19 protein-coding genes are annotated in these 22,437 nt (G+C 64.1%); 15 read left to right on the top strand and 4 right to left on the bottom strand.

The features are described from left to right. Positions 1-17: 17 nt before the first annotated feature. From DAAJ005_RS16230 to galK, 7 genes are all read left to right on the top strand, one after another. A complete protein-coding gene (locus DAAJ005_RS16230) occupies positions 18-1,325 on the top strand; it encodes an extracellular solute-binding protein (RefSeq protein WP_151848011.1) in 1,308 nt (435 codons plus the stop codon). 172 nt (positions 1,326-1,497) lie between these two features. Then, the gene (locus DAAJ005_RS16235) at positions 1,498-2,358 is read left to right on the top strand and encodes a carbohydrate ABC transporter permease (RefSeq protein WP_075833646.1); all 861 of its coding nucleotides are present in this window, start codon (positions 1,498-1,500) and stop codon (positions 2,356-2,358) included. Next, positions 2,355-3,269: a carbohydrate ABC transporter permease gene (locus DAAJ005_RS16240; RefSeq protein ID WP_151848012.1), complete on the top strand. Its 915-nt coding sequence runs from the start codon at positions 2,355-2,357 to the stop codon at positions 3,267-3,269. The genes DAAJ005_RS16235 and DAAJ005_RS16240 overlap by 4 nt, the downstream gene beginning before the upstream one ends. Before the next feature lie 443 nt (positions 3,270-3,712). Further along, on the top strand, positions 3,713-5,752 hold the full coding sequence (locus DAAJ005_RS16245) for a beta-galactosidase (RefSeq protein ID WP_151848013.1): 2,040 nt from the start codon (positions 3,713-3,715) through the stop codon (positions 5,750-5,752). After that, positions 5,745-7,241: a glycoside hydrolase family 36 protein gene (locus tag DAAJ005_RS16250; protein WP_151848014.1), complete on the top strand. Its 1,497-nt coding sequence runs from the start codon at positions 5,745-5,747 to the stop codon at positions 7,239-7,241. Before DAAJ005_RS16245 ends, DAAJ005_RS16250 begins: the two co-directional genes overlap by 8 nt. Next, complete coding sequence (galT, locus tag DAAJ005_RS16255; protein ID WP_151848015.1) at positions 7,238-8,344, top strand: galactose-1-phosphate uridylyltransferase; 1,107 nt, start codon at positions 7,238-7,240, stop codon at positions 8,342-8,344. Before DAAJ005_RS16250 ends, galT begins: the two co-directional genes overlap by 4 nt. Further along, the gene (gene galK, locus DAAJ005_RS16260; RefSeq protein ID WP_192930806.1) at positions 8,331-9,362 is read left to right on the top strand and encodes a galactokinase; all 1,032 of its coding nucleotides are present in this window, start codon (positions 8,331-8,333) and stop codon (positions 9,360-9,362) included. Before galT ends, galK begins: the two co-directional genes overlap by 14 nt. Positions 9,363-9,426: 64 nt before the next feature. Here the strand turns inward: galK and DAAJ005_RS16265 are convergent, their stop codons facing one another. Continuing rightward, positions 9,427-9,618, bottom strand: a complete 192-nt coding sequence (locus DAAJ005_RS16265; protein WP_151848017.1) for a hypothetical protein — start codon at positions 9,616-9,618, stop codon at positions 9,427-9,429. Between the two features lie 88 nt (positions 9,619-9,706). Here DAAJ005_RS16265 and pulA point away from each other — a divergent pair, with 88 nt between their 5' ends. The 8 genes from pulA (at position 9,707) to DAAJ005_RS16305 (ending at position 20,566) form a co-directional block, all read left to right on the top strand. Beyond that, positions 9,707-12,751 carry a pullulanase-type alpha-1,6-glucosidase gene (gene pulA / locus DAAJ005_RS16270; RefSeq protein WP_226342484.1) on the top strand — a complete coding sequence of 1,015 codons (3,045 nt, stop codon included), beginning with the start codon at positions 9,707-9,709 and terminating at the stop codon, positions 12,749-12,751. Further along, on the top strand, positions 12,748-13,320 hold the full coding sequence (locus DAAJ005_RS16275; RefSeq protein WP_151848018.1) for an AAA family ATPase: 573 nt from the start codon (positions 12,748-12,750) through the stop codon (positions 13,318-13,320). Before pulA ends, DAAJ005_RS16275 begins: the two co-directional genes overlap by 4 nt. A gap of 227 nt (positions 13,321-13,547) precedes the next feature. After that, positions 13,548-14,468 (top strand): glycine betaine ABC transporter substrate-binding protein, encoded by a 921-nt coding sequence (locus DAAJ005_RS16280; RefSeq protein ID WP_151848019.1) that lies wholly within the window; start codon positions 13,548-13,550, stop codon positions 14,466-14,468. A gap of 228 nt (positions 14,469-14,696) precedes the next feature. Continuing rightward, entirely contained in the window at positions 14,697-15,878 is a 1,182-nt protein-coding gene (locus DAAJ005_RS16285; protein ID WP_151848020.1) for an ABC transporter permease, read from the top strand. 64 nt (positions 15,879-15,942) lie between these two features. Next, the gene (locus DAAJ005_RS16290; protein WP_151848021.1) at positions 15,943-16,887 is read left to right on the top strand and encodes an ABC transporter ATP-binding protein; all 945 of its coding nucleotides are present in this window, start codon (positions 15,943-15,945) and stop codon (positions 16,885-16,887) included. Further along, positions 16,884-17,630, top strand: a complete 747-nt coding sequence (locus tag DAAJ005_RS16295; RefSeq protein ID WP_151848022.1) for an ABC transporter permease — start codon at positions 16,884-16,886, stop codon at positions 17,628-17,630. Before DAAJ005_RS16290 ends, DAAJ005_RS16295 begins: the two co-directional genes overlap by 4 nt. Before the next feature lie 42 nt (positions 17,631-17,672). After that, on the top strand, positions 17,673-18,734 hold the full coding sequence (locus DAAJ005_RS16300) for a DNA double-strand break repair nuclease NurA (RefSeq protein ID WP_151848023.1): 1,062 nt from the start codon (positions 17,673-17,675) through the stop codon (positions 18,732-18,734). Continuing rightward, on the top strand, positions 18,731-20,566 hold the full coding sequence (locus DAAJ005_RS16305; protein ID WP_151848024.1) for an ATP-binding protein: 1,836 nt from the start codon (positions 18,731-18,733) through the stop codon (positions 20,564-20,566). The genes DAAJ005_RS16300 and DAAJ005_RS16305 overlap by 4 nt, the downstream gene beginning before the upstream one ends. 106 nt (positions 20,567-20,672) lie before the next feature. Here DAAJ005_RS16305 and DAAJ005_RS16310 read toward each other — a convergent pair whose 3' ends face one another. The 3 genes from DAAJ005_RS16310 to DAAJ005_RS16320 all read right to left on the bottom strand — a co-directional run bounded on the left by DAAJ005_RS16310 (position 20,673) and on the right by DAAJ005_RS16320 (position 22,416). Then, the gene (locus tag DAAJ005_RS16310; RefSeq protein ID WP_151848025.1) at positions 20,673-21,386 is read right to left on the bottom strand and encodes an anti-sigma factor domain-containing protein; all 714 of its coding nucleotides are present in this window, start codon (positions 21,384-21,386) and stop codon (positions 20,673-20,675) included. 98 nt (positions 21,387-21,484) lie between these two features. Then, entirely contained in the window at positions 21,485-22,030 is a 546-nt protein-coding gene (locus DAAJ005_RS16315) for an RNA polymerase sigma factor (protein WP_226342485.1), read from the bottom strand. A gap of 110 nt (positions 22,031-22,140) precedes the next feature. Next, positions 22,141-22,416 carry a twin-arginine translocase TatA/TatE family subunit gene (locus DAAJ005_RS16320; protein ID WP_151848026.1) on the bottom strand — a complete coding sequence of 92 codons (276 nt, stop codon included), beginning with the start codon at positions 22,414-22,416 and terminating at the stop codon, positions 22,141-22,143. Between the last annotated feature and the right edge of the window lie 21 nt (positions 22,417-22,437).

Raw genomic sequence — 22,437 nt, forward strand, 5'->3', positions numbered from 1 at the left:
CTCACCGGAGGTTTTCCATGAAGAAACTCGTACTGTCACTGTCCGCCCTGCTGCTCGCCGGTTCCGCCCTGGCCGCCGATCCCGTCTTTCCCAAAGGCCCCAGCAACAAGATCACGCTGGAAGTCTGGTCCTGGGTGCCGGGACTGGACAAAACGGTGGCGTCCTTCGAGAAGGCCTACCCCAACATCAAGATCAAGATCCTGAATCTGGGCGGTGGCCCGGCCACCTACACCAAACTCCAGACCGCCATCAAGGCCGGCGCAGGTGCGCCTGACGTGGCACAGGTGGAATACGGCTTCCTGCCTGCCTTCGCCGACACCGGCGGTCTGGCGGACCTGAGCAAGTACGGCGCGAACGACTACAAGAAGTACTTCGTGCCGTGGACCTGGGGTCAGGTCAGCCCCGACGGGAAGGCCGTGTACGCCATCCCGCAGGACACCGGCCCTTTTGCGATGGTCTACCGTGACGACCTTCTCAAGAAGTACAGCATCGCTGCCCCCAAGACCTGGGCCGATTACGCCAAGGCCGCCGCCACCGTCAAGGCCAAGAGCAACGGCGCGGTCAAGTTTGGCAACTTCTACGCCACCTTCGCGCCGTGGTTCATGGCGCTGGCCTGGGCCGATGGTGGGCAGTTCTTCAAACGCGACGGCGACGGCTGGGTGCAGACCCTGAACAACCCGGCGGCCAAGAAGTCGCTGAACTACTGGAACACCATGATCAAGAAGGGCGAGATCGGCACGCTGGTGGGCTTCAGCGCCGACTACTGGAACGCGGCGGGCGCGGGCAAGCTGGCCACCAACATGGAAGCGGCCTGGGGACCGGGCGGCTACGCGGGCAGCCTGGGCGACAAGTCGGCAGGCATGTGGCGCGTGGCCCCGCTGCCGCAGTGGACGGCAGGCAGCATCAAGAGCGGCAACTGGGGCGGAAGCAGCAACGTCGTGACCACCCAGAGCAAGAACCCGCAGGCGGCCACGCTGTTCGCACTGTGGCTGAACCTGTCCTCCACGGCCATCACCGCCGACTGGAACAACGGCGGCCTGTTCCCCGCCAGCGATGCGGGCCTGAGCCTGCCCGCCCTGGCCGTGACCAGCAAGAACCCCAGTAAGTTCTTCGGCGGCCAGAACATCAGCAAGGTGTACGCGGAGGCGTCCCGTGGCGTGAACGTCAACTTCGAGTGGGCACCGTGGTTCCCCTTCGTCAACGACAACTACACCAAGCAGATTGACCGGATGCTCAAGGGTCAGCTCACCCCCGATCAGGCGCTGGACGCGTGGCAGGCCGAGTCGCTGGCCTACGCCAAGCAGAACGGCTTCACGGTCAAGTAGGGCGGGTGGCGGGTGGCGGAGAAGACGGAACTTCTCTCTCCAGTCACCCACCTGAGCGTTCGGCCAGCGCACGAGCGATCAGGCATGCAGGAGAGAGAGGGGCGCGAATGTTGCACCCCTCTCTCTCCGTTTCAAAAGTTACTACCGAGTTGAATTGAGGAGGTGCCTGCCCTTGAGATACCGCACGACGCCGTGGCTGTTCCTGACGCCCTTCCTGCTGGCCTTTACCGCGTTTTTCATCGCCCCGGTGGGTTACGCCGTGTACCTGAGCCTGTTCATCAAAAAGCGTAGCGGCTTCGGCCCTGCCAAAAGCGTGTTCGGTGGGCTGGAAAACTATGTCCGGGCCTTCCAGGACACCGCTTTTCTGCAATCGCTGGGCAACATCCTGCTGTTCCTGGCGATCCAGGTGCCGATCATGCTGATCGTGGCCACCGCGATGGCCCTGATTCTGGACAGCGTGAAATCCGGCGCCGCGCAGAAGTTCTTCCGCACCGCTTTTTACCTGCCGTACACCGTGCCAGGCGTGATCGCGGGCCTGCTGTGGGGCTACCTGTACAGCAAGAACCTCTCGCCGCTGAACCAGATCACGGGCTGGAAGACCGACTTTTTAAGCAGCAGCATTCTGCTGTTCAGCATCGGCAATATCGTCACCTGGACGTGGACGGGTTACAACATGATCACCCTGTACGCCGCGCTTCAGAACGTGCCAGGAGACATCTACGAGGCTGCCCGCATCGACGGCGCGAGCAACTGGAGCCTGACCCGCTATATCAAACTGCCGCTGCTGCGTCCGGCGCTGACGCTGACCGCCATCTTCTCGATCATCGGCACCATGCAGATCTTCTCGGAGCCGTTCGTGCTGCGTCCGCTGGGTTACGTGCCGGACAACATCACACCCAACACCTACCTGTACCTCGCGGTGGCGCGTGACGGCAACTTCGGCTATGGCGCGGCGCTGGCGATCATCATGGCGCTGTTTACCCTGGTGTTCAGCAGCTTCTTCTTGCGGAACGTTCGGGGAGAATCATCATGACCGTTGGCAATCTGAATCAACTTGAAACCGTCAAGACTGCTCAGGCTCAGCGCCCGTTCAAACGCCCCCGTCAGGGCTTTTCGCCGCTGCAATGGGCCGCCCTTTCTCTGTTCTGCATCTACTCGCTGCTGCCGCTGTGGTGGGTGCTGACCACCATGACCAAGAGCAACGGGCAACTGTATTCCAGCTTCGGGCTGTGGTTCACTTCCCCCAGCAACTTCGTGCAGAACGTGCAGATCCTGTTCACCCGCGACGACGGCATTTTCCTGCAATGGCTGCTGAACTCCTTGCTGTATGCCGGGGCCTCGGCGGTGGGCAGCATGCTGTTCGCGGCAATGGGCGGCTACGCCTTCGCCAAGTTCAATTTCCGGGGCCGCGAACCCATGTTCAACGTCATTCTGGCAACGATCATGGTGCCCAGCACTGCGCTGGCCCTGCCGATCTTTTTGCTGATGCAGCAGATCGGGCTGATCAACACCTACTGGGCCGTCATTCTGCCCGGTCTGGTCAATCCTTTCGGTCTGTACCTGATGCGCCTGTTCTGGGACGCTGGATTCCCCACCGACTTGATGGAAGCTGCCCGCATTGACGGCGCGTCCGAGAGCAAGATTTTCTGGCAACTGGGGCTGCCCCTCGTGCGCGGCGGGCTGGTCACGGTGGCGCTGTTCTCGTTCGTGGGCGCGTGGAACAACTTCTTTCTGCCGCTGGTGGTGGTCAACAAAGACACCCTCTTTCCGCTGACGCTGGGGCTGTCGGTGTGGAACCAGACCAGTGCCAGCAGCGGACAGAACCCGATCTACACCGTGATCGTGCTGGGCGCGCTGGTCAGCATTCTGCCACTGATCATCGCCTTCCTGAGCCTGGGACGCTACTGGCAGGGCGGGTTAACCTCCGGGGCCACCAAGGGTTGATTGCTTGTGCTTTGGCTCAAGCATTTTTCCCACCCCCCAACCCCCTCCCCCAGGGGGGCAGGGGGGGCTTACGTTGCACTGGGCAGGGGTTTATTAGCTTGCAAGGCGGGAGAGAGATTAGGCATTTCCGACTTGGATGCCCTGCTTCATCCAGTTGCGTGAGGCCCGTCCGCTTCGCGCCCGATGGCCTTCGGTTGCTGCTTCTTTGGCGGTTTCATGCACTAAATAAAGCAAACAAGACCCCTTGGCTTTTAGCTCCTTTCCTTTGATGGGGACTGGGACATCTCGCACCGCGAGAGGCTGGGACTCGTAGAGCTGCACTAGCAGACGGGGTGAACTGCAAACGCCCCCCCAACGCCCCCCAACCGAAATTACACCCCCATCTTTTAGACCTTAGACCCTCAGCCTCTTAGACCTCCTTTTCCCCTCCCCAGGACACCCCCATGACCCAGAACAAATCCACCCCCGCCCCACACCTCCAGCTCGGTTCCTGCGACTACCCAGAACACGTTCCCCAGGACCGCTGGGTTCCCTACGCAAAGCAGCAAAAAGAACTGGGCCTGAGCTATGTCCGCATTGCCGAGTTCGCCTGGAGCCGCATGGAACCGCGCCCCGGCGAGTACGACTGGGAGTGGCTGGATACCGCCATCGACGCCTACCACGCCCAGGGTTTGCGCGTGGTGCTGTGTACACCCACGCCCACGCCGCCCGCGTGGCTGATCCGCGCCCATCCCGAGATTCTGCCGATTGACGCGCAGGGCCGCGTGCGCGAGTTCGGAGCGCGGCGGCAGTACGACTTTGCCTCGCCCATTTACCGCGAGCATTCCCAGCGCATCACGCGGGCGATGGCTGAGCGCTACGGCGAGCATCCGGCGGTGGCGGGGTGGCAGACCGACAACGAATTCGGCTGCCACAACACGGCCCGCAGTTACGGCGGGGCCAGTGCAGAGGCGTTCCCGATCTGGTTGGAAAAGAAATATGGCACGGTAGACGCCCTGAATACGGCCTGGGGCAATGTCTTCTGGAGCATGGAGTACAACGACTGGGGGCAGATCAAGCCGCCCAATCTGACGGTGGCCGAGCCGAATCCGTCGCATGTGCTGGACTTCTACCGCTTCGCCTCGGACATGATTGCCGAGTTTCAGGCCGAGCAGGTGGCGATTCTGCGCGAACTGTCGCCGGGGCGTTTCGTCACGCACAATTTCATGATTTTTGAGATGGGCTTTGACCACTACGAGGTGGCAAAGGGCCTGGATTTCGTGACCTGGGACAATTACCCGCTGGGGATGCTGGAATTCTTTGCCCCACCCGGCAGCGGCGAGGACGTGAAGACGCATTTTGCACGGACCGGGCAGCCCGATCTGATCGCCTTCAACCACGATCTGTACCGGGGTTTGTTAGGAGGCAAGAATGCGCTGGGACGCGATGGCCAGGGCACACCCAACGGCCCCTGGGTCATGGAGCAGCAGTGCGGGCAGGTCAACTGGGCACCCTTTAATCCGCTGCCCGCCGACGGCGCGGTGCAACTGTGGACGGCGCAGGCGTGGGCGCACGGCGCGGATGTCGTCAGCTACTTCCGCTGGCGGGCCGCCACGATGGCGCAGGAGGTCATGCATTCCGGCCTGCTGAGGCACAACGAGACGCCGGACCGGGGCTTTTCGGAGGTGGCCGAACTGGACACCACGCAATTCCCGGTGGGCGAGGTCACCGCGAAAGTGGCCGTGCTACACGACTACGACAGCCTGTGGCTCTACGACGAGCAGAAGCACAGCGCGTCCCTGAGCTACTGGACGCAGACGCTGACCTACTACATGGCGCTGCGTGGCCTGGGCGTGGATGTGGACGTGATTCATGCCGACGCCGATTTGAGCGGGTATGCGGTAGTGGTTGCGCCTGCTATCACCCTCGTCTCGCAGGAGCGGGCGGCGCACTGGACGGCGGCGGTGGAAGCCGGGGCAAAGCTGGTCTGCGGCCCGCGCACCGCCTTTCGCACACCGGGCGGCGAGACCTGGGCGGACGGGCAATTTGGCCCACTGTCGGAGCTGGTAGGCGCGAAGCTGCTGCAATACGATTCTCTGCGCCCCACCCTCTCCCAGAAGGTCACGGGAAACGGCGGGGATTTTGAGGCACACGCTTGGGCCGAGAGCTATCGCCCACAGGGGGCCGAAACGCTTTACAGCTACTCCGGCGGCCCGCTGGACGGCCAGAGTGCGGTGATTCGCAACGGCAGCGTGACCGTGATCGGCGCGCACAGCGAGAAGCTCGTTGGCACCGTGCTGGCTGAAGTGCTGGCGGGTGCGTCCGTAACCGTCACGCCACTTCCCGATGGCGTGCGCCTGAGCCGGCGGGCCGGGAAAACGCTGCTTCAGAACTGGAACCCGGACGCGGTGGAGTGGAACGGACAGACACTGGAGCCAGTGAGTTTTACCGTGTTAGACCACGCTGTGCTGGAGAACGCTGTGCTGGAGAATAAAAATGCCTGAATGGAACCTCACGGTTGATCCGGCCACCGTGCGCGTGCTGATCAGCGGCTACCAGTCGTGGAGCGAGGCCGAACTGCGCCCGCTGACCGACGTACAGGCCACGCCCCTGATGCAGTGGCGGCAGGAGCAAGGTCACGATCCGGCCTTTCTTCCCAGTGGCGAGGCGGGCGTGTGGCGCAGCCATACCGTGCTGGCGCTGGTGCGCCCGGACGGCGGCGGCTGGGTGGGCGCAGCCAGGGACGCCACCCACAGCTTTATCCACTGGGAAGCGCGGGCCGAGGGCGACTCAGTAGACAGTGGCAGGGTGCGCGTGTCCGGCACGGTGGAGGGGCCAGAGGTGGAACTGACCTGGGATGAGACGGGCGATGTGATCGGCACGCTGGAACGCCGCGCCGCCAAACTGGGACAGACTATGCATGCCCGCACCCCCGCGCCGCAGCGGGTCTGGTGTAGCTGGTACAGCTATTACCGGGATGTGACGCTGGACGCCATGCTGGAGAACGCCCGGCTGGCCCGCGAACACAAGTTGCCCTTTGACGTCTTCCAACTGGACGACGGCTTTCAGAGCGATCTGGGTGATTGGTTCACCGCCTCGGACCACTTTGGCGGCCATGCGCGGGACCTTCCGGCAGGGTTAAAAGAGCTGGGCTTCACGGCGGGGCTGTGGCTGGCCCCCTTTCTGGCCTCGCCCACCTCGCAACTGTTCCGCGATCACCCGGACTGGATGCTGCGCGGCGGGGACGATAAGCCTCTGGCCGTCGGCTACAACTGGGGCGGGGCGTACCACGCGCTGGATACCACGCATCCCGAAGTGCTGGAGTGGCTGCGCGATCTGGCCGCCACCGCACGCGGCTGGGGCTACCCCTACCTGAAGCTGGACTTCCTGTACGGCGCGGCATTGCCTGGGGTGCGGCATGATCCGTCGGTGGGCCGGGCGGCGGCGTACCGCAACGGCCTTCAGGCATTGCGCGACGGCGCGGGAGAAGACGCCTTCCTGCTGGGCTGCGGCGCACCACTCGCCAGCAGCATCGGCATCGTGGATGCCATGCGCACCGGGCCGGACGTGGCCCCGCTGTGGGATGAGGAATCGCGCCGGGTGTGGCTGGGCGACGCCACCGGCCCCAGCGCCCGCAACGCGCTACACACGTCCCTTTCGCGCTGGTATCAGCACTCGTGGTATCAGCCGGACCCGGACGTGGCGATCTGCCGCCGCGAACTGAGCCTGCTGAACAGCACCGAACGCCACGCCATAGCCGCCATGCTGGACGTGGTGGGTGGCCTGCGCGCCAGCAGTGACCCGATTGCCATGCTGGACGCCGATGGGCTGGCACTGCTGCGAAAGTGTCTGGAGATCAGCACGCCGGACCGGCCCCTCACCCTGACCGAAAGTCTTGGAGGCGCAGTGACCCACTTTGGCCGCGCGACATTCAACCTGACCGACTCGGGTGTCGGTGACATTCCCGCGCATGGCGCAAAATGGCCGTTATGACCTCCACCGCCACCGGCCAGACCTACCAGCAGGAGTTCACCAAACCCGATGGCCGCCCGCTCACCCTTTACGGCCTGAACCCCATCGTGGTCACGTCCGTGATTCCCAGCCCCAGCACTGAGGCGGTGGACGCCCGCCCCGTCCTGCGCTGGCATCCTTTACGGGGCGAATGGGTCATGTACGCCGCGCACCGTCTGGGCCGCACTTTTCTGCCGCCGCCCGAATACAATCCTCTCGCGCCCACCTCTGACCCGGCGCATCCCACTGAGTTGCCGCGCGGCATTTACGATCTGGCCGTTTTCGCCAACCGTTTTCCCAGTCTGACGCTGAACGCTCCCGAGCCTCCAGTCGGCCCGGCCCAGACACGGGCAGGTGTGGGCGCGTGTGAAGTCGTGGTGTTCAGCCAGAACGCCGATGGCCGACTCTCTGACCTGAGCGACGCGCAGATGAGTTTGCTTTTATCCGTGTGGGCCGACAGAACCTCACGCTTCGCGGCAGGCGGCGTGATCAAAAGCGTGCTGGCCTTTGAAAACCGGGGCGTGGAGGTGGGCGTCACCCTTCACCACCCGCACGGCCAGATTTACGCCTATGACCACCTTCCCCCTGTGGCGACACGGATGCTGGAGATGGCGCAGAAACACCATGTAGAAACGGGAAACGCCTGGATTTCCGATTTCGTAGACGCCGAACGAGAAGCGGGGGAACGCATCGTCCATGACGAGGGCGCGGCGCTGAGCATCGTGCCACCCTTTGCCCGCTACACCTATGAAACATGGATTCTCCCGACGCGTCCAGTGGGCCTGCTCTCCGAGTTGACGGACGATGAGCGCGACGCCTTCGCCCGCACCTTCAAAGACGCGCTGCTGCGTCTGGACGCGCTGTTCGGCGTGCGGATGCCTTATCTGATGACAGTGCATCAGGCTCCGCTGGACGGGCCGCATCCTGAATTTCCGCTGCACATTGAGCTGTATCCGTACCTGCGGGCGGCGGGCCGCATGAAATATCTGGCTGGAACCGAGCAGGGTGCGGGCGAATTTGCCAACGACAAGTTCCCCGAAGTGGCGGCTGCAGAATTGCGGGCGGTGAATCTTGAAAACGTTTGAAGACGTGTTCGGGAGTGCGCCAGAGGTCACGGCCTCCGCGCCAGGCCGCGTGAATCTGCTGGGTGAACACACGGACTATCAGGGCGGCTTCGTGCTGCCCACGGCCATTCCACAGCGGGCGACGGTGGGCATTGGGCGCAGTAATTCCAATTCCCATGTCCTGTACAGCGCCAATCTGGAGAAGACCCTGCGCGTCCCGATGGGCGAAGTGGGCACCGAGTTCGCACCGTATCTGACGGGTTGCATTCAACTCAGCGGCGTGAATGAGGGGCTGAATGTCCACATTTCCAGCGAGGTGCCCAGCGGCGGCCTGAGCAGCAGCGCGGCGCTGGAAGTGGCGACGTTGCGGGCTTTGCGCGAGTTGTACGGGCTGGAGCTGGACGATGTGGCGCTGGCGTTGAGGGGCGTGCAGGTGGAACACGACTTCGTGGGCGTCAAGTGCGGCGTGATGGACCAGCTCGCCAGCAGTCTGGCCGACACCCACACCATGTTGCTGGTAGACACCCGCAGTCTGGAGCGCCGCGCCGTCCCCTTTCCGGCGGGGGCCGAGGTGCTGGTGATGGATTCCGGCGTGCCGCGCCGTCTGGCCGAGAGCGGCTACAACGAGCGCCGCGCCCAGGTGGAGGAAGCCGCCCGGCTGCTGGGCGTCAAGGAACTGCGCGACGTGACCGATATCAGCGTTGTGGAGGCACTCCCCTCACCGCTGAAAGAACGCGCCCGCCATGTGGTCAGCGAGAACGCCCGCGTGCTGGAAGGGTTAGAGGCCGATGCCACCCAGTTTGGCCTGTTGATGAACGCCACCCACGCCAGTCTGCGCGACGATTACGAGGTTTCGCACCCGCTGGTGGACGATCTTGTGGCCCTGCTTCAGGCCCAGCCGGACGTGTTCGGGGCGCGGATCACGGGCGCGGGTTTCGGCGGAGCAGTGGTGGCGCTGGTACGGGAAGGAACGGCGGCGGCAGTGGGCGCGGCGGTGCTGGCCGACTACGGCACGCTGGGGCTGGTGGTGGTGCCGTAACCCGCTGGACAGAAAAGGGGGAGGCATTCCGTCTGGAAGCCTCCCCTCTGCTGTTCAGGACGCGTTAAATCGAAACCCGGCCCGGCAGAGTGGTGGTGTCCTCCGGCTCCTCAAAACCGATGTCGGGGTTGCCGGGGCCGTCCTGCACCACGTTCGGGTTTTTCTCGTAACGGTCTGGAATCTTCCGCAGGCTCTCGGCGTCGCTGTGGTTCTCTGGCACTTCATCAAAATGTTCGTTGCTGGTGTGTCCGGTCATGCCTCTCAAGGTAAGCGGCGTGGGCGGCGGCTGGGTGTGTCAAAGGCCAAGACAGGTTCAGCCACAGCGTTTTACACTGACGGCAATCATGAAACCCACAGCGATGAAGAATCTGGCCGCACTCCTGACCCTCGCGCTGACGGCCTCGGCAGCGGCGCAGGCCGCCCCGCCAACCCCACGCACTCTGCTGGCCCAGGCCAGTCCTGTGGCCGCCCCGCCCGTCCCCGCCGACACCGCCCGCATCAACTATTACCGCCCGGACGGCAAATACGACGGCTGGGGCCTGCACGTCTGGGAGGACACCATCAAGCCCACCGAATGGACCGCGCCGCTGAACCAGACGGGGAAAAACGACTTCGGGGTGTACTGGGATGTGCCGATGAAAACCGACTGGAAGAAGCTGAATTTCATCATCCACAAGGGCGACGAGAAAGACCCCGGCCCGGATATGACGCTGCCTGCCGAGAAGGGCGCTCAGGCGTGGATCGTCAGCGGCAACCCGTCGGTCAACACCACCAGACCCGATACGGGGGTGCGGCAGGTGGGCGATCTGATGAAGCAACAGGCGATCATGCTGGGGCGCGATACCGTGGCGGTCAAGCCGGGATTCGCGCAGCCGGGCGCGTTCCTGACTCTGCACACCGCCCCCGACGCCTCGCTGAAGCTGACTCCGGCAGGGGTGGACGGCGGCACGACACTGACGCTGGAGGAGGTGGAGGGTGGCCTGACCCCCGAACTGAAGGCCAAGGTTCCGTATCTGGCCAATTACACGCTGCTGCGCGTGCGTGAGGAAGACCGGAGCAGGATCGAGGCGGCGCTGAAAGGCCAGCTGGCCGTGTCCTCGGTGATGCCCGACGGCACGGTGCTGGACGCGACGGGGGTGCAGACCGCGTGGGCGCTGGATGACCTGTACGCCTACAGCGGGCCGCTGGGCGTGACCTGGGCAGGCGATAAACCGACGGTACGCGTCTGGGCACCCACCGCGCAGGACGTGAAGCTGCATATCAGCGACGCGGACGGCAAGAATGAGAAAACCGTGGCCATGACCCGTGACAGGAGCGGCGTGTGGACGGTGGCGGGCGACGCGAGCTGGAAGAACCGCGCCTACCTGTTTGAAACCAGAGTGTTCGCGCCCAGCACAGGCAAGATCGAGACCAACCTCGTCACCGATCCTTATTCCGTGGGCCTGACGCCCAATAGCACGCGCAGCCTCCTGACTGACCTGAACGACGCGGCGCAGAAGCCTGCCGGGTGGGACACCCTCAAGAAGCCCGCCCTGAACTCCGTCAATGACCTCAGCTTCTACGAGTTACATCTGCGCGACTTCAGCGCCGCTGACACGACAGTTCCGGCGGCAGAGCGCGGTACGTATCTGGCCTTCACTCAGGGCGGCAGCGACGGCATGAAGCACCTGAAGGCACTGGCCGACGCGGGCCTCAAGGCCATCCACCTGCTGCCCACCTTCGATATCGCCACCATCAACGAGGACAAATCTCAGTGGAAGTCGCCGGGCGATCTGAGCAAATTTCCGCCCGACAGCGACGGGCAGCAGAAGGCGGTGAACGCCGTCAAGGACGCCGACGCCTACAACTGGGGCTATGACCCCTACCACTACATGGTGCCGGAGGGCAGTTACGCCGTGAAGGCTGACGAGCGCACCAGAGAGTACCGCCAGATGGTCATGGCGCTGAATGCGTCGGGCCTGCGCGTGATTCAGGACGTGGTGTTCAACCACACCAACGCCAATGGGCAGGCCGAGCGCAGCGTACTGGACAAGATCGTGCCCGGCTATTACCACCGCCTGAACGTGGACGGCGGCGTGGAGAACAGCACCTGCTGCTCCAACACCGCCACCGAACACAGCATGATGCGCCGCCTGATGATCGACACGCTGGTGCTGATGGCGCGACAGTACAGGGTGGATGGCTTCCGCTTCGATCTGATGGGCCACCACCTCGTGTCCGACATGAAGGCGGCGCGGGCTGCGCTGGACGCCCTGACCGTGCAAAAGGACGGCGTGGACGGCAGGAAGATCTACCTGTACGGCGAGGGCTGGGACTTTGGCGAGGTGCAGGGCAACAAGCGCGGCGTGAATGCCACGCAGGTCAATATGTATGGGCAGGGCATCGGCACCTTCAATGACCGGATTCGGGATGCGGTGCGCGGCGGCAATCCTTTCGGCGGCTTGCAGGAACAGGGCTTCGCCACCGGACTGGTGGGCCTGCCCAACGGCCAGAAGGGCGACACCGACACGGCCAAATTGCTGCAACTCTCGGACCTGATCCGGGTGGGCCTGACGGGCAACCTGCGCGACTACAAACTGATCAACGCGGCGGGGCAGACCGTAACCGGGGCAGGCATCAAATACGGCGATTCTCCCGCCGGGTACGCGGCCAGCCCGCAGGAAACCATCAACTACGCCAGCGCCCACGACAACCAGACGCTGTTCGACGCCGTGCTGCTCAAGGCACCACAGAATGCGACGGGGGCGCAGCGCACGCGGATGCAGAACCTCGCCAACAGCATCATTCTGCTGGGGCAAGGGCTGCCGTTCAGCACGTCGGGCGACGATCTGCTGCGTTCCAAGAGCTTCGACACCGACAGCTATAACAGCGGCGACTGGTTCAACACCATCGACTGGACGGGCCAGACCAACGGCTTTGGCCGGGGCCTGCCACTGGCCGAGAAGAACGCCGACAACTGGAATCTGTACCGCCCGATTCTGGGCAACGCGGCCCTGAAACCCAGCCCGGCGGACATTGCGCGGGCCTTCGACTCCTACCGCGAATTCCTGCGGGTGCGCTATTCCTCTGAGCTGTTCCGACTGGAGACGGCGGCGAAGGTGCAGCAGAATCTAACCTTCCTTAACACTGGCCCCAGACAGCTTCCGGGTGTCATCGCCATGAAACTCAGCGGGGCGGTGAGTGCCACGAATCCCTATAAAAACATCGTGGTGGTCTTCAACGGCAGCGGGAAAGACGTGACTGTAACCGACGCGAAGCTGGCGGGCCTGAATCTGAGCCTGCATCCTGCGCTGGCCGCCAGCACGGATTCCATCGTCAAGGCGAGCAAATACGCCGGAAACGGCGTGACCGTGCCGGGGCTGACGACAGCGGTCTTCGTCGGGAAATGAGCCAGAAGCCGCTGCTCGTCCTCGTGACGGGCGTACCGGGGAGCGGCAAGACCACGCTGGCCACTGCCTTGAACGAGCGACTAAGATTCGCCCTGCTCTCCCGCGATGACTTTCAGGTGCGGCTGTGGAACCTGTGGCAGGATCAGCCGGATCTGCTGCCACAGGTTTCCAGAGCGCACTGGGCGGCGTATTACGCCACGGTGGACGCCCTGCTGGATATGGGCGTCAGCGTAGTGGCCGAGGGCAGCGTCCACACCACGCGCGGCGCGGGCGAGATCGCGGCGCTGCTACCCAAAGCCGATGCGGTGGTCATCCATTGCACGGTCCCAAAAGCAGTCAGCCACGAGCGTTTTCGGGTACGGGCAGGAAAAGGGCGGCGGCTCCATCCCGCTTACACCGACGCCGAGAACTTCCGGCAGATGGAGGAGAATCCAGCCCGCTGGGCACACTTTGAGCAGCCCGTGGCGCTGGACATCCCCAAACTGGTTGTGGAGACCGGGAGCGGCTATCAGCCCGGACTGGAAAAGATCCTCAGCTTCATCCAGTCACGCGCTGAAACGTGCTCCTGAGACCCAGACCGACCTGGGGTGAGGAGCGTCTTTCACGCCTGAATAAAGACTGGCTCAGCGAAGTGGCAAACACGGATCAGCCTCCACCGCTTCTTCTGAGAAATATGAGCAACAGGGCCACAAAGTCACGCCCCTGTCTGGCGTTAGCCTTTCTTTTGTCACTGAGCCAGAGAAATACACTCAGCACCATCCCCACACCTCATCTGCATCTGACCTGGAGGTCTTCCATGAAAGTATCCACCCTGACCCGTTCCACCCTGGCTGTGCTGGCCGCGTCTCTGCTGGCCGCCGCCTCTGCCAAGCCGATCATCGTGGGAAGCAAGCTCGATCCCGAAGCGCAGATTCTGGGGCAGATGATCCTGCTGACCCTCAAGAACGCGGGCCTGGAAACCACCGACAAGACCAATCTGGGCGATACCGGTGTGAACCGCAAAGCCATCCTGGCCGGGGAAATCGACGTATATCCCGAATACACCGGCAACGCGGTCTACCTGTTCCCGGCGGCCAAGATCACGCCCAAGCAGGCGGGCAATCCCGGCACCATCTACGGGCTGGCGCGGCAACTGGACAGCAAGAACGGCATTTCGTGGCTCAAGCCCGCCAACGTGAACAACACCTGGGTGATCTCGGTGCCGCAGAAACTGGCGACGGCCCAGAAGCTCAAGAGCGTGGCGGACCTCGCCAAGTACGTCAATGGCGGTGGCAAGTTCAAGATCGCGGGCAGCCCCGAGTACTTCAACCGCTCCGACACCTTCCCGGCCTTCGAGGCCGCCTACGGTTTCAAGCTCAAGCCCGATCAGAAGCTGGTGCTGGCAGGCGCGACGCCTCCGCAGGCGCAGCAGGCCGCCTCTAACGGCACCAACGGCGTGAACGCGGCGATGGCTTACGGCACCGACGGCACACTGGCGGCCCTGAGCATGGTGGCCCTGACCGATCCCAAGGGCGCGCAGTTCGTGTACCAGCCCGCGCCGATCATCCGCACCAGCACCCTCAAGGAAAATCCGCAGGTGGAAGCGGCGCTGAACAAGGTGTTTGCCAGCCTGAACGCCAGCACCCTGCAAGGGCTGAACGCCAAGGTGGCGCTGGAAGGCCGCACCCCGCAGGCCGTGGCCGAGGAATACCTGAAGTCCAAGAACCTGATCAAGTAACCAGGGTTCTCAGAGCGGGCGGTGGAGAGGCCGGAGCAAACGGCACTCCATCGCCCCTTTTCTATCGCCTCTTCTTCATCTTTCAACAAGAAGTAAAGCGGATTGGGCAGTAAAGCATCCCGTCGTCCTCAATGATGGGAATGTTTTTCCGCCTACCCTTGCCCTCACCCCTGCCACCGTGCCCCTGATCCCAATTCCGAGGAGCTTCATCTTGACCGTCCTGAACACATGACCACCTCTCCCCTGAGTCCACAGGTCAAGCCTCGCCGCCTCGCCGCCTCGCCGGATGTGCAACTGATTTTTTGGCTGGGCGGCGCGCTGATGCTGGTGGCCTGCTTCCTGCCGTGGGCGCTGCTGCGGCCCAACCGTCTGGCATCTGGCATATATATGAATCTGCCTGTGGTCTGGATGGTGCTGAACGCGCTGCTGGCGCTGGCCGTTCCAGTCTCGGCCCGGTTCCTGCCGCGCCTGACTCCACTGCTGAGCGGCGCAGCCCTGGCGCTGGGCTTTTACCTGCTGGGGTCACAGATGACCGCCGCCATGCTGGATCAGCCGGAAATCGCGCGGGCCAGCGCCAGCAGCGGGCTGTGGGTGTGGTTGCTGGGGGCGGGGATTGCCGTGTATGGGGCCAGTCAACTGGCTTTGCCGGAGCGCTTCTGGAGCTGGCTGGCGTGGCTATGGCTGCCCGTGCTGATTGTGCTGGCCCTGACCGGACAACTGGCTGACTGGTCCGTGCTGCGCGAGCTGGACGCCCAGAAGTCGCGTTTTCTTCAGGAGGTAGGGCAGCACCTACGCCTGGTGCTGACCGGGCTGGGGCTGGCGGTGTTGATCGGTGCGCCGCTGGCGGTGTGGGTGTCACGGCGGCCCCGTGCAGCGGAGGCGGTGCTGGGCTTTGCCAACGGTATTCAGACCATTCCCAGTCTGGCGCTGCTGGGCCTGCTGATCGCGCCGCTGGGGGCACTGGCGAACGCGTTCCCATTTCTGCGAGAGGTGGGCGTCAGCGGCATTGGCACGGCCCCGGCGCTGACTGCACTGACTCTGTACGCGCTGCTGCCGGTGTTGAGGAACGGGCTGGTGGCCCTGCGTGGCGTATCACCTGGCGCGCTGGACGCCGCACGCGGCATGGGCATGACCGACAACCAGCGCTTCTGGCGGGTGCAGTTGCCGCTGGCGCTGCCCGTGTGGCTGTCTGGCATCCGGCAGGCGGCGGTGCTGCTGGTGGGCGTCGCCAGCATCGCGCAACTGATCGGCGCGGGGGGGCTGGGCTATTTCATCTTCAGCGGCCTGCAAACGGCGGCCAGCGACCTGATTTTGCTGGGTGCGATTCCCGCCGCGCTGCTGGCGATTGGCGTGGATACCCTGCTGCGCGGCCTGGAAGTCCTGCTGACCCGGCAATGGGGGAAGGCGTGAGACCGTCCGCGGACAACCCCAGAGACAGACCACCCATGCCACTTCCCACCTCCCCGGAGCAACCATGATTGAGTTGAAGAATCTGGAAAAGAAGTACGTCAACGAGACCTCCGGCGAGACCTTCTACGCCGTCAGAGACCTGAGCATTGTGTTCCCAGACGGCAAAATTACCGCGCTGCTGGGACCTTCGGGCTGTGGCAAGACCACCACGCTGCGGATGATCAACCGCCTGACCGAACCGACGGGCGGCAAAATTTTGCTGGACGGGCAGGACATCATGGCCCAGCGCCCGGAAGACCTGCGGAGGCAGATCGGTTACGTGATCCAGCAGATCGGGCTGTTTCCGCACCTGAGCGTGTTGCAGAACGTCGCCACCGTGCCGGACCTGCTGGGCCGCCCAAAGGCACAAACTCGGGAGCGGGCGCGCGAGCTGCTGGAGCTGGTGGGCTTGGAACCGGGGCAATTTGGGGGCAAGCATCCCCACGAGCTGTCCGGCGGACAGGCCCAGCGGGTGGGCGTGGCGCGGGCACTGGCCGCCGATCCCCCGGTGTTGCTGATGGACGAACCCTTCGGCGCGCTGGACCCGCTGGCCCGCGACAAGTTACAGGAAGCATTTCTGGACATCCAGCGCCGCCTGCAAAAAACGATTGTGCTGGTCACCCACGACATCGACGAGGCGCTGCGCCTGGGAGACCGCGTGGCCCTGCTGAACGCCGGGGAACTGGCCCAGTTCGGCACGCCCAATGATCTGGTGCGCCACCCCGAGAGCGAATTCGTGAGGCAGTTTCTGGGCGAGGACGCGCTGCTGCGCCAACTAGCGGGTCTGCGTGCCTCTCAACTGGCCCAGCCCGGCGACGCCACGGGCCTGCCGCAGATCAGCGGTTCTTTGAATGTCCGCAGTGCCCTGAGCGTCATGCTGGGCCAGCGCTCGGACGCCCTGGCCGTGCTGGACGCGGATGGGCAGATTGAGGGCGTCCTGACCTGGCAGGCGCTGGAAGAGGCGGGATGACCACAGCTCGCGCGACTGGGACGCGCCGCGCCGCCTCCACGCTGTTGCTGGCGTTGCTGTGGCCCGCGCTGCTGCTGATCTGCCTGATTCCGGGGGTGCTGTCGAGCCTGTTCGCGCCACTGTCGGCGGGGATTCCCCCTGAAACTGGAGACCGCCCCCTGTGGCGGTTGACCCTGATCCATCTGGAACTGGTGCTGGGCGCAGAACTGATCGTGCTGCTGATCGGCGTCCCGTTGGCGGTCTTCGTGACCCGTCCGGGCCGCGCCGCTTTAATGCGCCTGACCGAGACGATCACCGGGCTGGGGCAGACGGTGCCCACCATCGCCATTCTCGCCCTGGCCGTGCCGACACTGGGGCTGGGGTTGCCGCCCACCGTGCTGGGGCTGGTGCTGTACGGGCTGGTCCCGGTGCTGTCCAACGGCATCGCGGGCCTGCTGGCGGTAGATAAGGGCGTGCTGGACGCGGCGCGCGGCGTGGGCATGACGCCCCAGCAGCGCCTGATGCGGGTGGAATTGCCCCTGAGCCTGCCTGTGCTGATGGCTGGAATCCGCACCAGCACGGTCTATAACGTCGGCACGGCAACGATTGGTGCGGCGCTGGGGGCAGGCGGTCTGGGCAGCCTGATCATCAACGGACTGTCACAGCAAAATACGGGACTGGTATTGATCGGCGCGGTGCTGGCCGGATTGCTGGCGCTGAGTCTGGACGCTTTGCTGGCACTGGTTTCTCCAAGCGGGCGGTAAGAACTCCTGTTGGGTTCCTCACCCCGCCCTACAATGCCCCCCATGAGGATTCGTCTCGACCCCTGGCCTGTGGATACCCAGGATGGCCAGCTTACTTTGAAGCCCTTCGCCGGGCTGGTTTTTAATGCAGAGACGGAAGCGTGGGCCGCCATTGCGCCGCGTGATATTCCAGCGCGGCTGCGGCGCGTGCTGGTGGTGGACGGCAAACCACGTATGGAAGCCCGCCTGCTGCTGGACGACGAGGTAGGTGGAATGAGTCTGGCCGGATTCGGCGCGTTCGTGGCCGGAGCGGTGGACCTCTGCCCACACGGCACGCGTCAGGCCGAGTTGCTGGAAGTGGCTGCCCAGCGCATTCTGGCCTACAGCAGCGAGAGCGGCGCGGCGGTCAAGGCGGAGCGCCTCAGCCCGCGCAATCCACACACCGGGCGGCTGGAATACACGCCGCACGTCTTCACGGGCAGCCAGTTGGAGGGCGCAAAAAGCAAGGTGCAGCGCCTGATGCTGGATGCAGAGGCCGAGTTGAGCCACCGGCTGGCCTCCCCCCTGCCACTGGACGAGCATGATCCCAACGCCCTGCCCGACACGCTGGTCTTGCAGGACGGCCCGGTGCGGATCGGCGGAGCTGGCCGCGCGGTGCTGGGTTACGTCAAGACCTTGCACACCGATTACCTGGGTGCGGACCGGATTGGATTGCTGGGCACGCTGAAGCCCGGCGAACGCACCCCGGTCCTGCGCTTCCGTGTGGGCGATCAGGGCGATGGTCAGGGTTCCGAGGGCCGTGAACAGCGCTTTACGTGGTATGTCCGCCTATGCGATCCGCCGTTCTATCAGCACCCGCTGGCCGGGGTGATGCGCCTGGAAATGCACGCGCCGGAGGACAGCGACTTCGTGCCGCGTGGCGTGCTGGACATTGCCAACCTGTCGGGGCGACTGCTGTGCAAACTGGCAAGTGCGCCCCACAAGGACGCCCGCGCCCCGCAGAACCTGATTCCCACCGCCGCGCTGGAACAGGCGATGGGCCGCGCGATGGGCAGCGCCGAACTGGTCACGCGCCGCATCCGCTCGCATCTGGCCCGCGAACTGGGCAAGGAGGCGGTGGCATGACCGGAACCTCCGAGGCCCGGATTGGCATGGTGCTGGGCACCGAGGACGTGACGCCCACCGTCTTCTGGTTCGCCGTCAGTGCGGGCGCAAGCGTGCAACTGGATGACCTGATCGTGGTGGAAACCCTCAAGCCCGATGGCCGCCCGGTGCGCTTCTACGGTCTGGTGGACAATGTTCGCAAGCGGCATGAGGGCGTCACCTTCGAGAGTGATGTGGAGGACGTGGTGGCCGGAATCCTGCCCGCCAGCGTCAGCTACGCGGCGCGGGTGCTGGTCACGCGGGTGGACCCCGAGAACTTCATTCCGCCGCAGCCCGGCGACACGGTGCGGCACGCACGCGGCGACGACCTGAACATGGCCCTCAGCGCCGACAAGATGGGGCAGGCCAGCTTTCCCGGTGGCCTCCTGGCAGATGGTCAGCCCCTGCCCCTGAACTTCCGCTTCGTCAACGGCGAGAGCGGCGGTCACATCAACATCTCCGGCATTTCGGGCGTGGCGACCAAGACCAGTTACGCCCTCTTTTTGCTGCACAGTATCTTCCGTAGCGGGGTGATGGACCGCGTCGCCCAGGAAAGTGGCGGGCGCATGGCGGGCAGCGCGGGCGGGCGAGCAATCATCTTCAACGTCAAGGGCGAGGATTTGCTCTTCTTGGACAAACCGAACAGCAAGGTGGTGAAGAAGGAAGCCGAGGCGGGGGCCAACAAGGGTTTTGGCCGTGACCGCTACGCCATGCTGGGCCTGCCGATGACCCCTTTCCGCGATACCCAGTTTCTGGCCCCGCCGCGCCCCGGAGCCACTGGCAGCGCGATTGTCCCCCACACCGATCAGCGCTCGGAGGGCATCACGCCCTTCATCTTCACCCTGCGCGAGTTCTGCGCCAACCGCCTGCTGCAATACGTCTTCTCGGACGCGGGCAGCAGCCTGAATCTGGGCTTCGTGATCGGCAACATCGAGGAGAAACTGTTCCGACTGGCTGCGGCACAGACCGACAAGGGAACCGGCTTGAAGGTGGACGACTGGCAGGTAGAGCTAAGTGAGGTGCCACCCGAGGACCTGGAATTTGGCGATCTGGGCGGCATTAACCTCCGCACCTTTGACCAGTTGATCTCCTACATAGAATTCAAGCTGCTGGAGGACCGCGACGGCGAGGGCGATCCCAAGTGGGTGCTGAAACAGGCCCCCGGAACGCTGCGCGCCTTTACCCGGCGGCTACGCGGCGTGCAAAAGCACCTGACGCCCCTGATTCGTGGCGACTTAACGGAAGCCGAGGCCACCCGCTACCGCCCCAACCTGCTGAGCGGGGCGCAACTGAGCGTGGTGGACATTCACAACCTGTCCGGCCCGGCGCAAATGTTCGTGGTGGGCGTGCTGCTGCGGCAGGTCTTTGAACACAAGGAAAAATACGGGCGGCAGGACACCGTGTTTGTCGTGCTGGACGAGCTAAACAAGTACGCCCCGCGCGACGACGGCAGCCCTATTAAAGACATCCTGCTGGAAATCGCCGAGCGGGGGCGTTCGCTGGGCATCATCCTGATCGGCGCGCAGCAGACCGCTTCAGAGGTAGAGCGGCGCATCGTCTCCAACGCCGCCATTCGCGTGGTGGGCCGCTTGGATCTGGCCGAGGCCGAGCGCCCCGAATACCGTTTCCTGCCCCAAAGCTTCCGCGCCCGCGCCGGAATTTTGCAACCCGGCACCATGCTGGTGTCTCAGCCAGACGTGCCCAACCCCGTGCTGGTCAACTATCCCTTCCCGGCCTGGGCCACGCGCGGCGACGAGGTGGACGATCTGGGCGGGCGTGACGTGGTGGAAGTGGGCGAGGACTGGCTCCACTGAGCTGGGCATAAAAAAGTGCCCTTCCGGGCGTCATCAATGCTGTGAGTGACATTGGCATACAGGAGGACATGAGCGGTCAACCAGAGGGATCGCTCATGCCTTCTTGTTACAACTGCTGCACCAGAATCGGCGTGGTGGTGGGCTGCTCACTTCCGCCGGGCGGTTCCACGCTGACCGCCAGGGTCAGGCCGTTGGGGGCATCCTGCACCAGCTTGCCCTGCCCATCAATCACGCCCAGCGACACCGGAGTTTTGCCCTCAATCTTCCAGAGCTGGTAGACCTGCCCCTGCGGCGGCGCGGCGGTCAGATACAGAAAGGCGGTGCCATCACGCAAACGCACCACCTGGCCGATCTGGGATTTGTCCGCGCCAGTCAGGGGCTGGCTCACTGCGCCGGGCATGCCCGCGTAACGGGTCAGCGGATCGCTGGGAGGGCGCAATGCGAAGAACAGCGCCATCGCAGCAGCTAGGCCCAGCGTGCCCAGACCCAGGATCCAGCTTTTCCGGTCCGTGACGGGGGCATTCCCTGGGCCGGATGGTGGCCGAGCCTCAGAGAAGGACACATTGCCACTGGGAGCAGTGATTTGGGCCAGTTGCGAGGGCTTCTCGGCGCTCAAACGGGCCATCAATCGGTCAGCCGCTCCCTGCGGCACCTGACCGGGCGGCAGGCGCTCCGGCAGAGCGTGCAGGGCCGCCATATCGCTGCGGTACTCGGCCAGCAGGGCAGGGTCAGCCTGAAGGGCCGCCTGAACACGCGCCTCGTCCTGCGGCGACAGGGTTCCCAATGCCAGGGCGATCAGTTCGTCTGTTTGAATGGACATGCGTGTTCACCTGCCTTCTGCTCAGCGCCGCCACAATAAAGCGTGTGCGTTCCAATTTGAGCATATGGGATGAGAAATCGTAAAGAGAGGGCGAAGGGTCAGAGGGTGCCGGATGATCCCAGCAGGGTCTTCATGCGGCCCAGGGCCGAGCGGAGGCGTGATTTGACGGTGCCCACGGGCAGTCCCAGCAACACAGCCAGTTCGCTGTGGGTGTAGCCCCGATAGTAGGCCAGTTCGACCAACTTGCGGTGTTCCGGCTCCAGCCCCTGCACCGCTTGCTCTGCCATTAAACGGTCAGTGGGATCGGCGGCGGCAGTGGGCGCGTCCCAGTCTTCGATCTCCAGGGATGTATCAGGACGGTCTCGCAGTTCCTGCAAAAAACGGTGGTGCGCGATGCTGACCAGCCAAGTCTTGACGCTGGCCCGCGCCGGATCGAAACGTGCTGCATGCTTCCAGGCGTTCATGAAAGCGTCCTGCACACAACTTTCCACATCATCGGTCTGGCGAAGCATCCGGTAACCCAATGCGTAGAGTAGGCGGGCATACCGTTCATGAAGCTCGCGCAGGGCGTCTTCCTGCCCGCCCGCCATGGCCTGCATCAATGCCTCGTCGGGAAAATCGGGGGGAAGGGTGGGTTGATTCATGGAATGAGGATCACACTAGCAAACGTGAACTACCCTCCACTGTCACCCAGATTGGCATAACTTTATTGATCGGGGGCGCTGGGGTAAGCGCTGAGGTGAAAAACCCTATCTCAGGCTTCCACGCTCCGGGGGGTCACGGCGGCGGCGCTGATCGGGGCGGCGGCTACCTGGGCGGCAGACTGGGCCACGGTCACGGGCTGCTGGATCACGGGCGTGGCGACGATGTTCGCGCCGTCCAGTTCGTCCTTGAGACCCTGGGTACTCTTGCGGAACTCGCGCAGGCCGTGGCCTATGCTCTTGCCCAGTTCGGGCAGTTTGCGGGGGCCGAAGACCACCAAGGCAACCAGTAAAATCACGATCAGTTCTGCGGGGCCGATGTTGGGCATGGTGAAAACCTCCATTCAGGT

The sequence above is a fragment of the Deinococcus sp. AJ005 genome (assembly GCF_009017495.1).
GTDB lineage: Bacteria > Deinococcota > Deinococci > Deinococcales > Deinococcaceae > Deinococcus.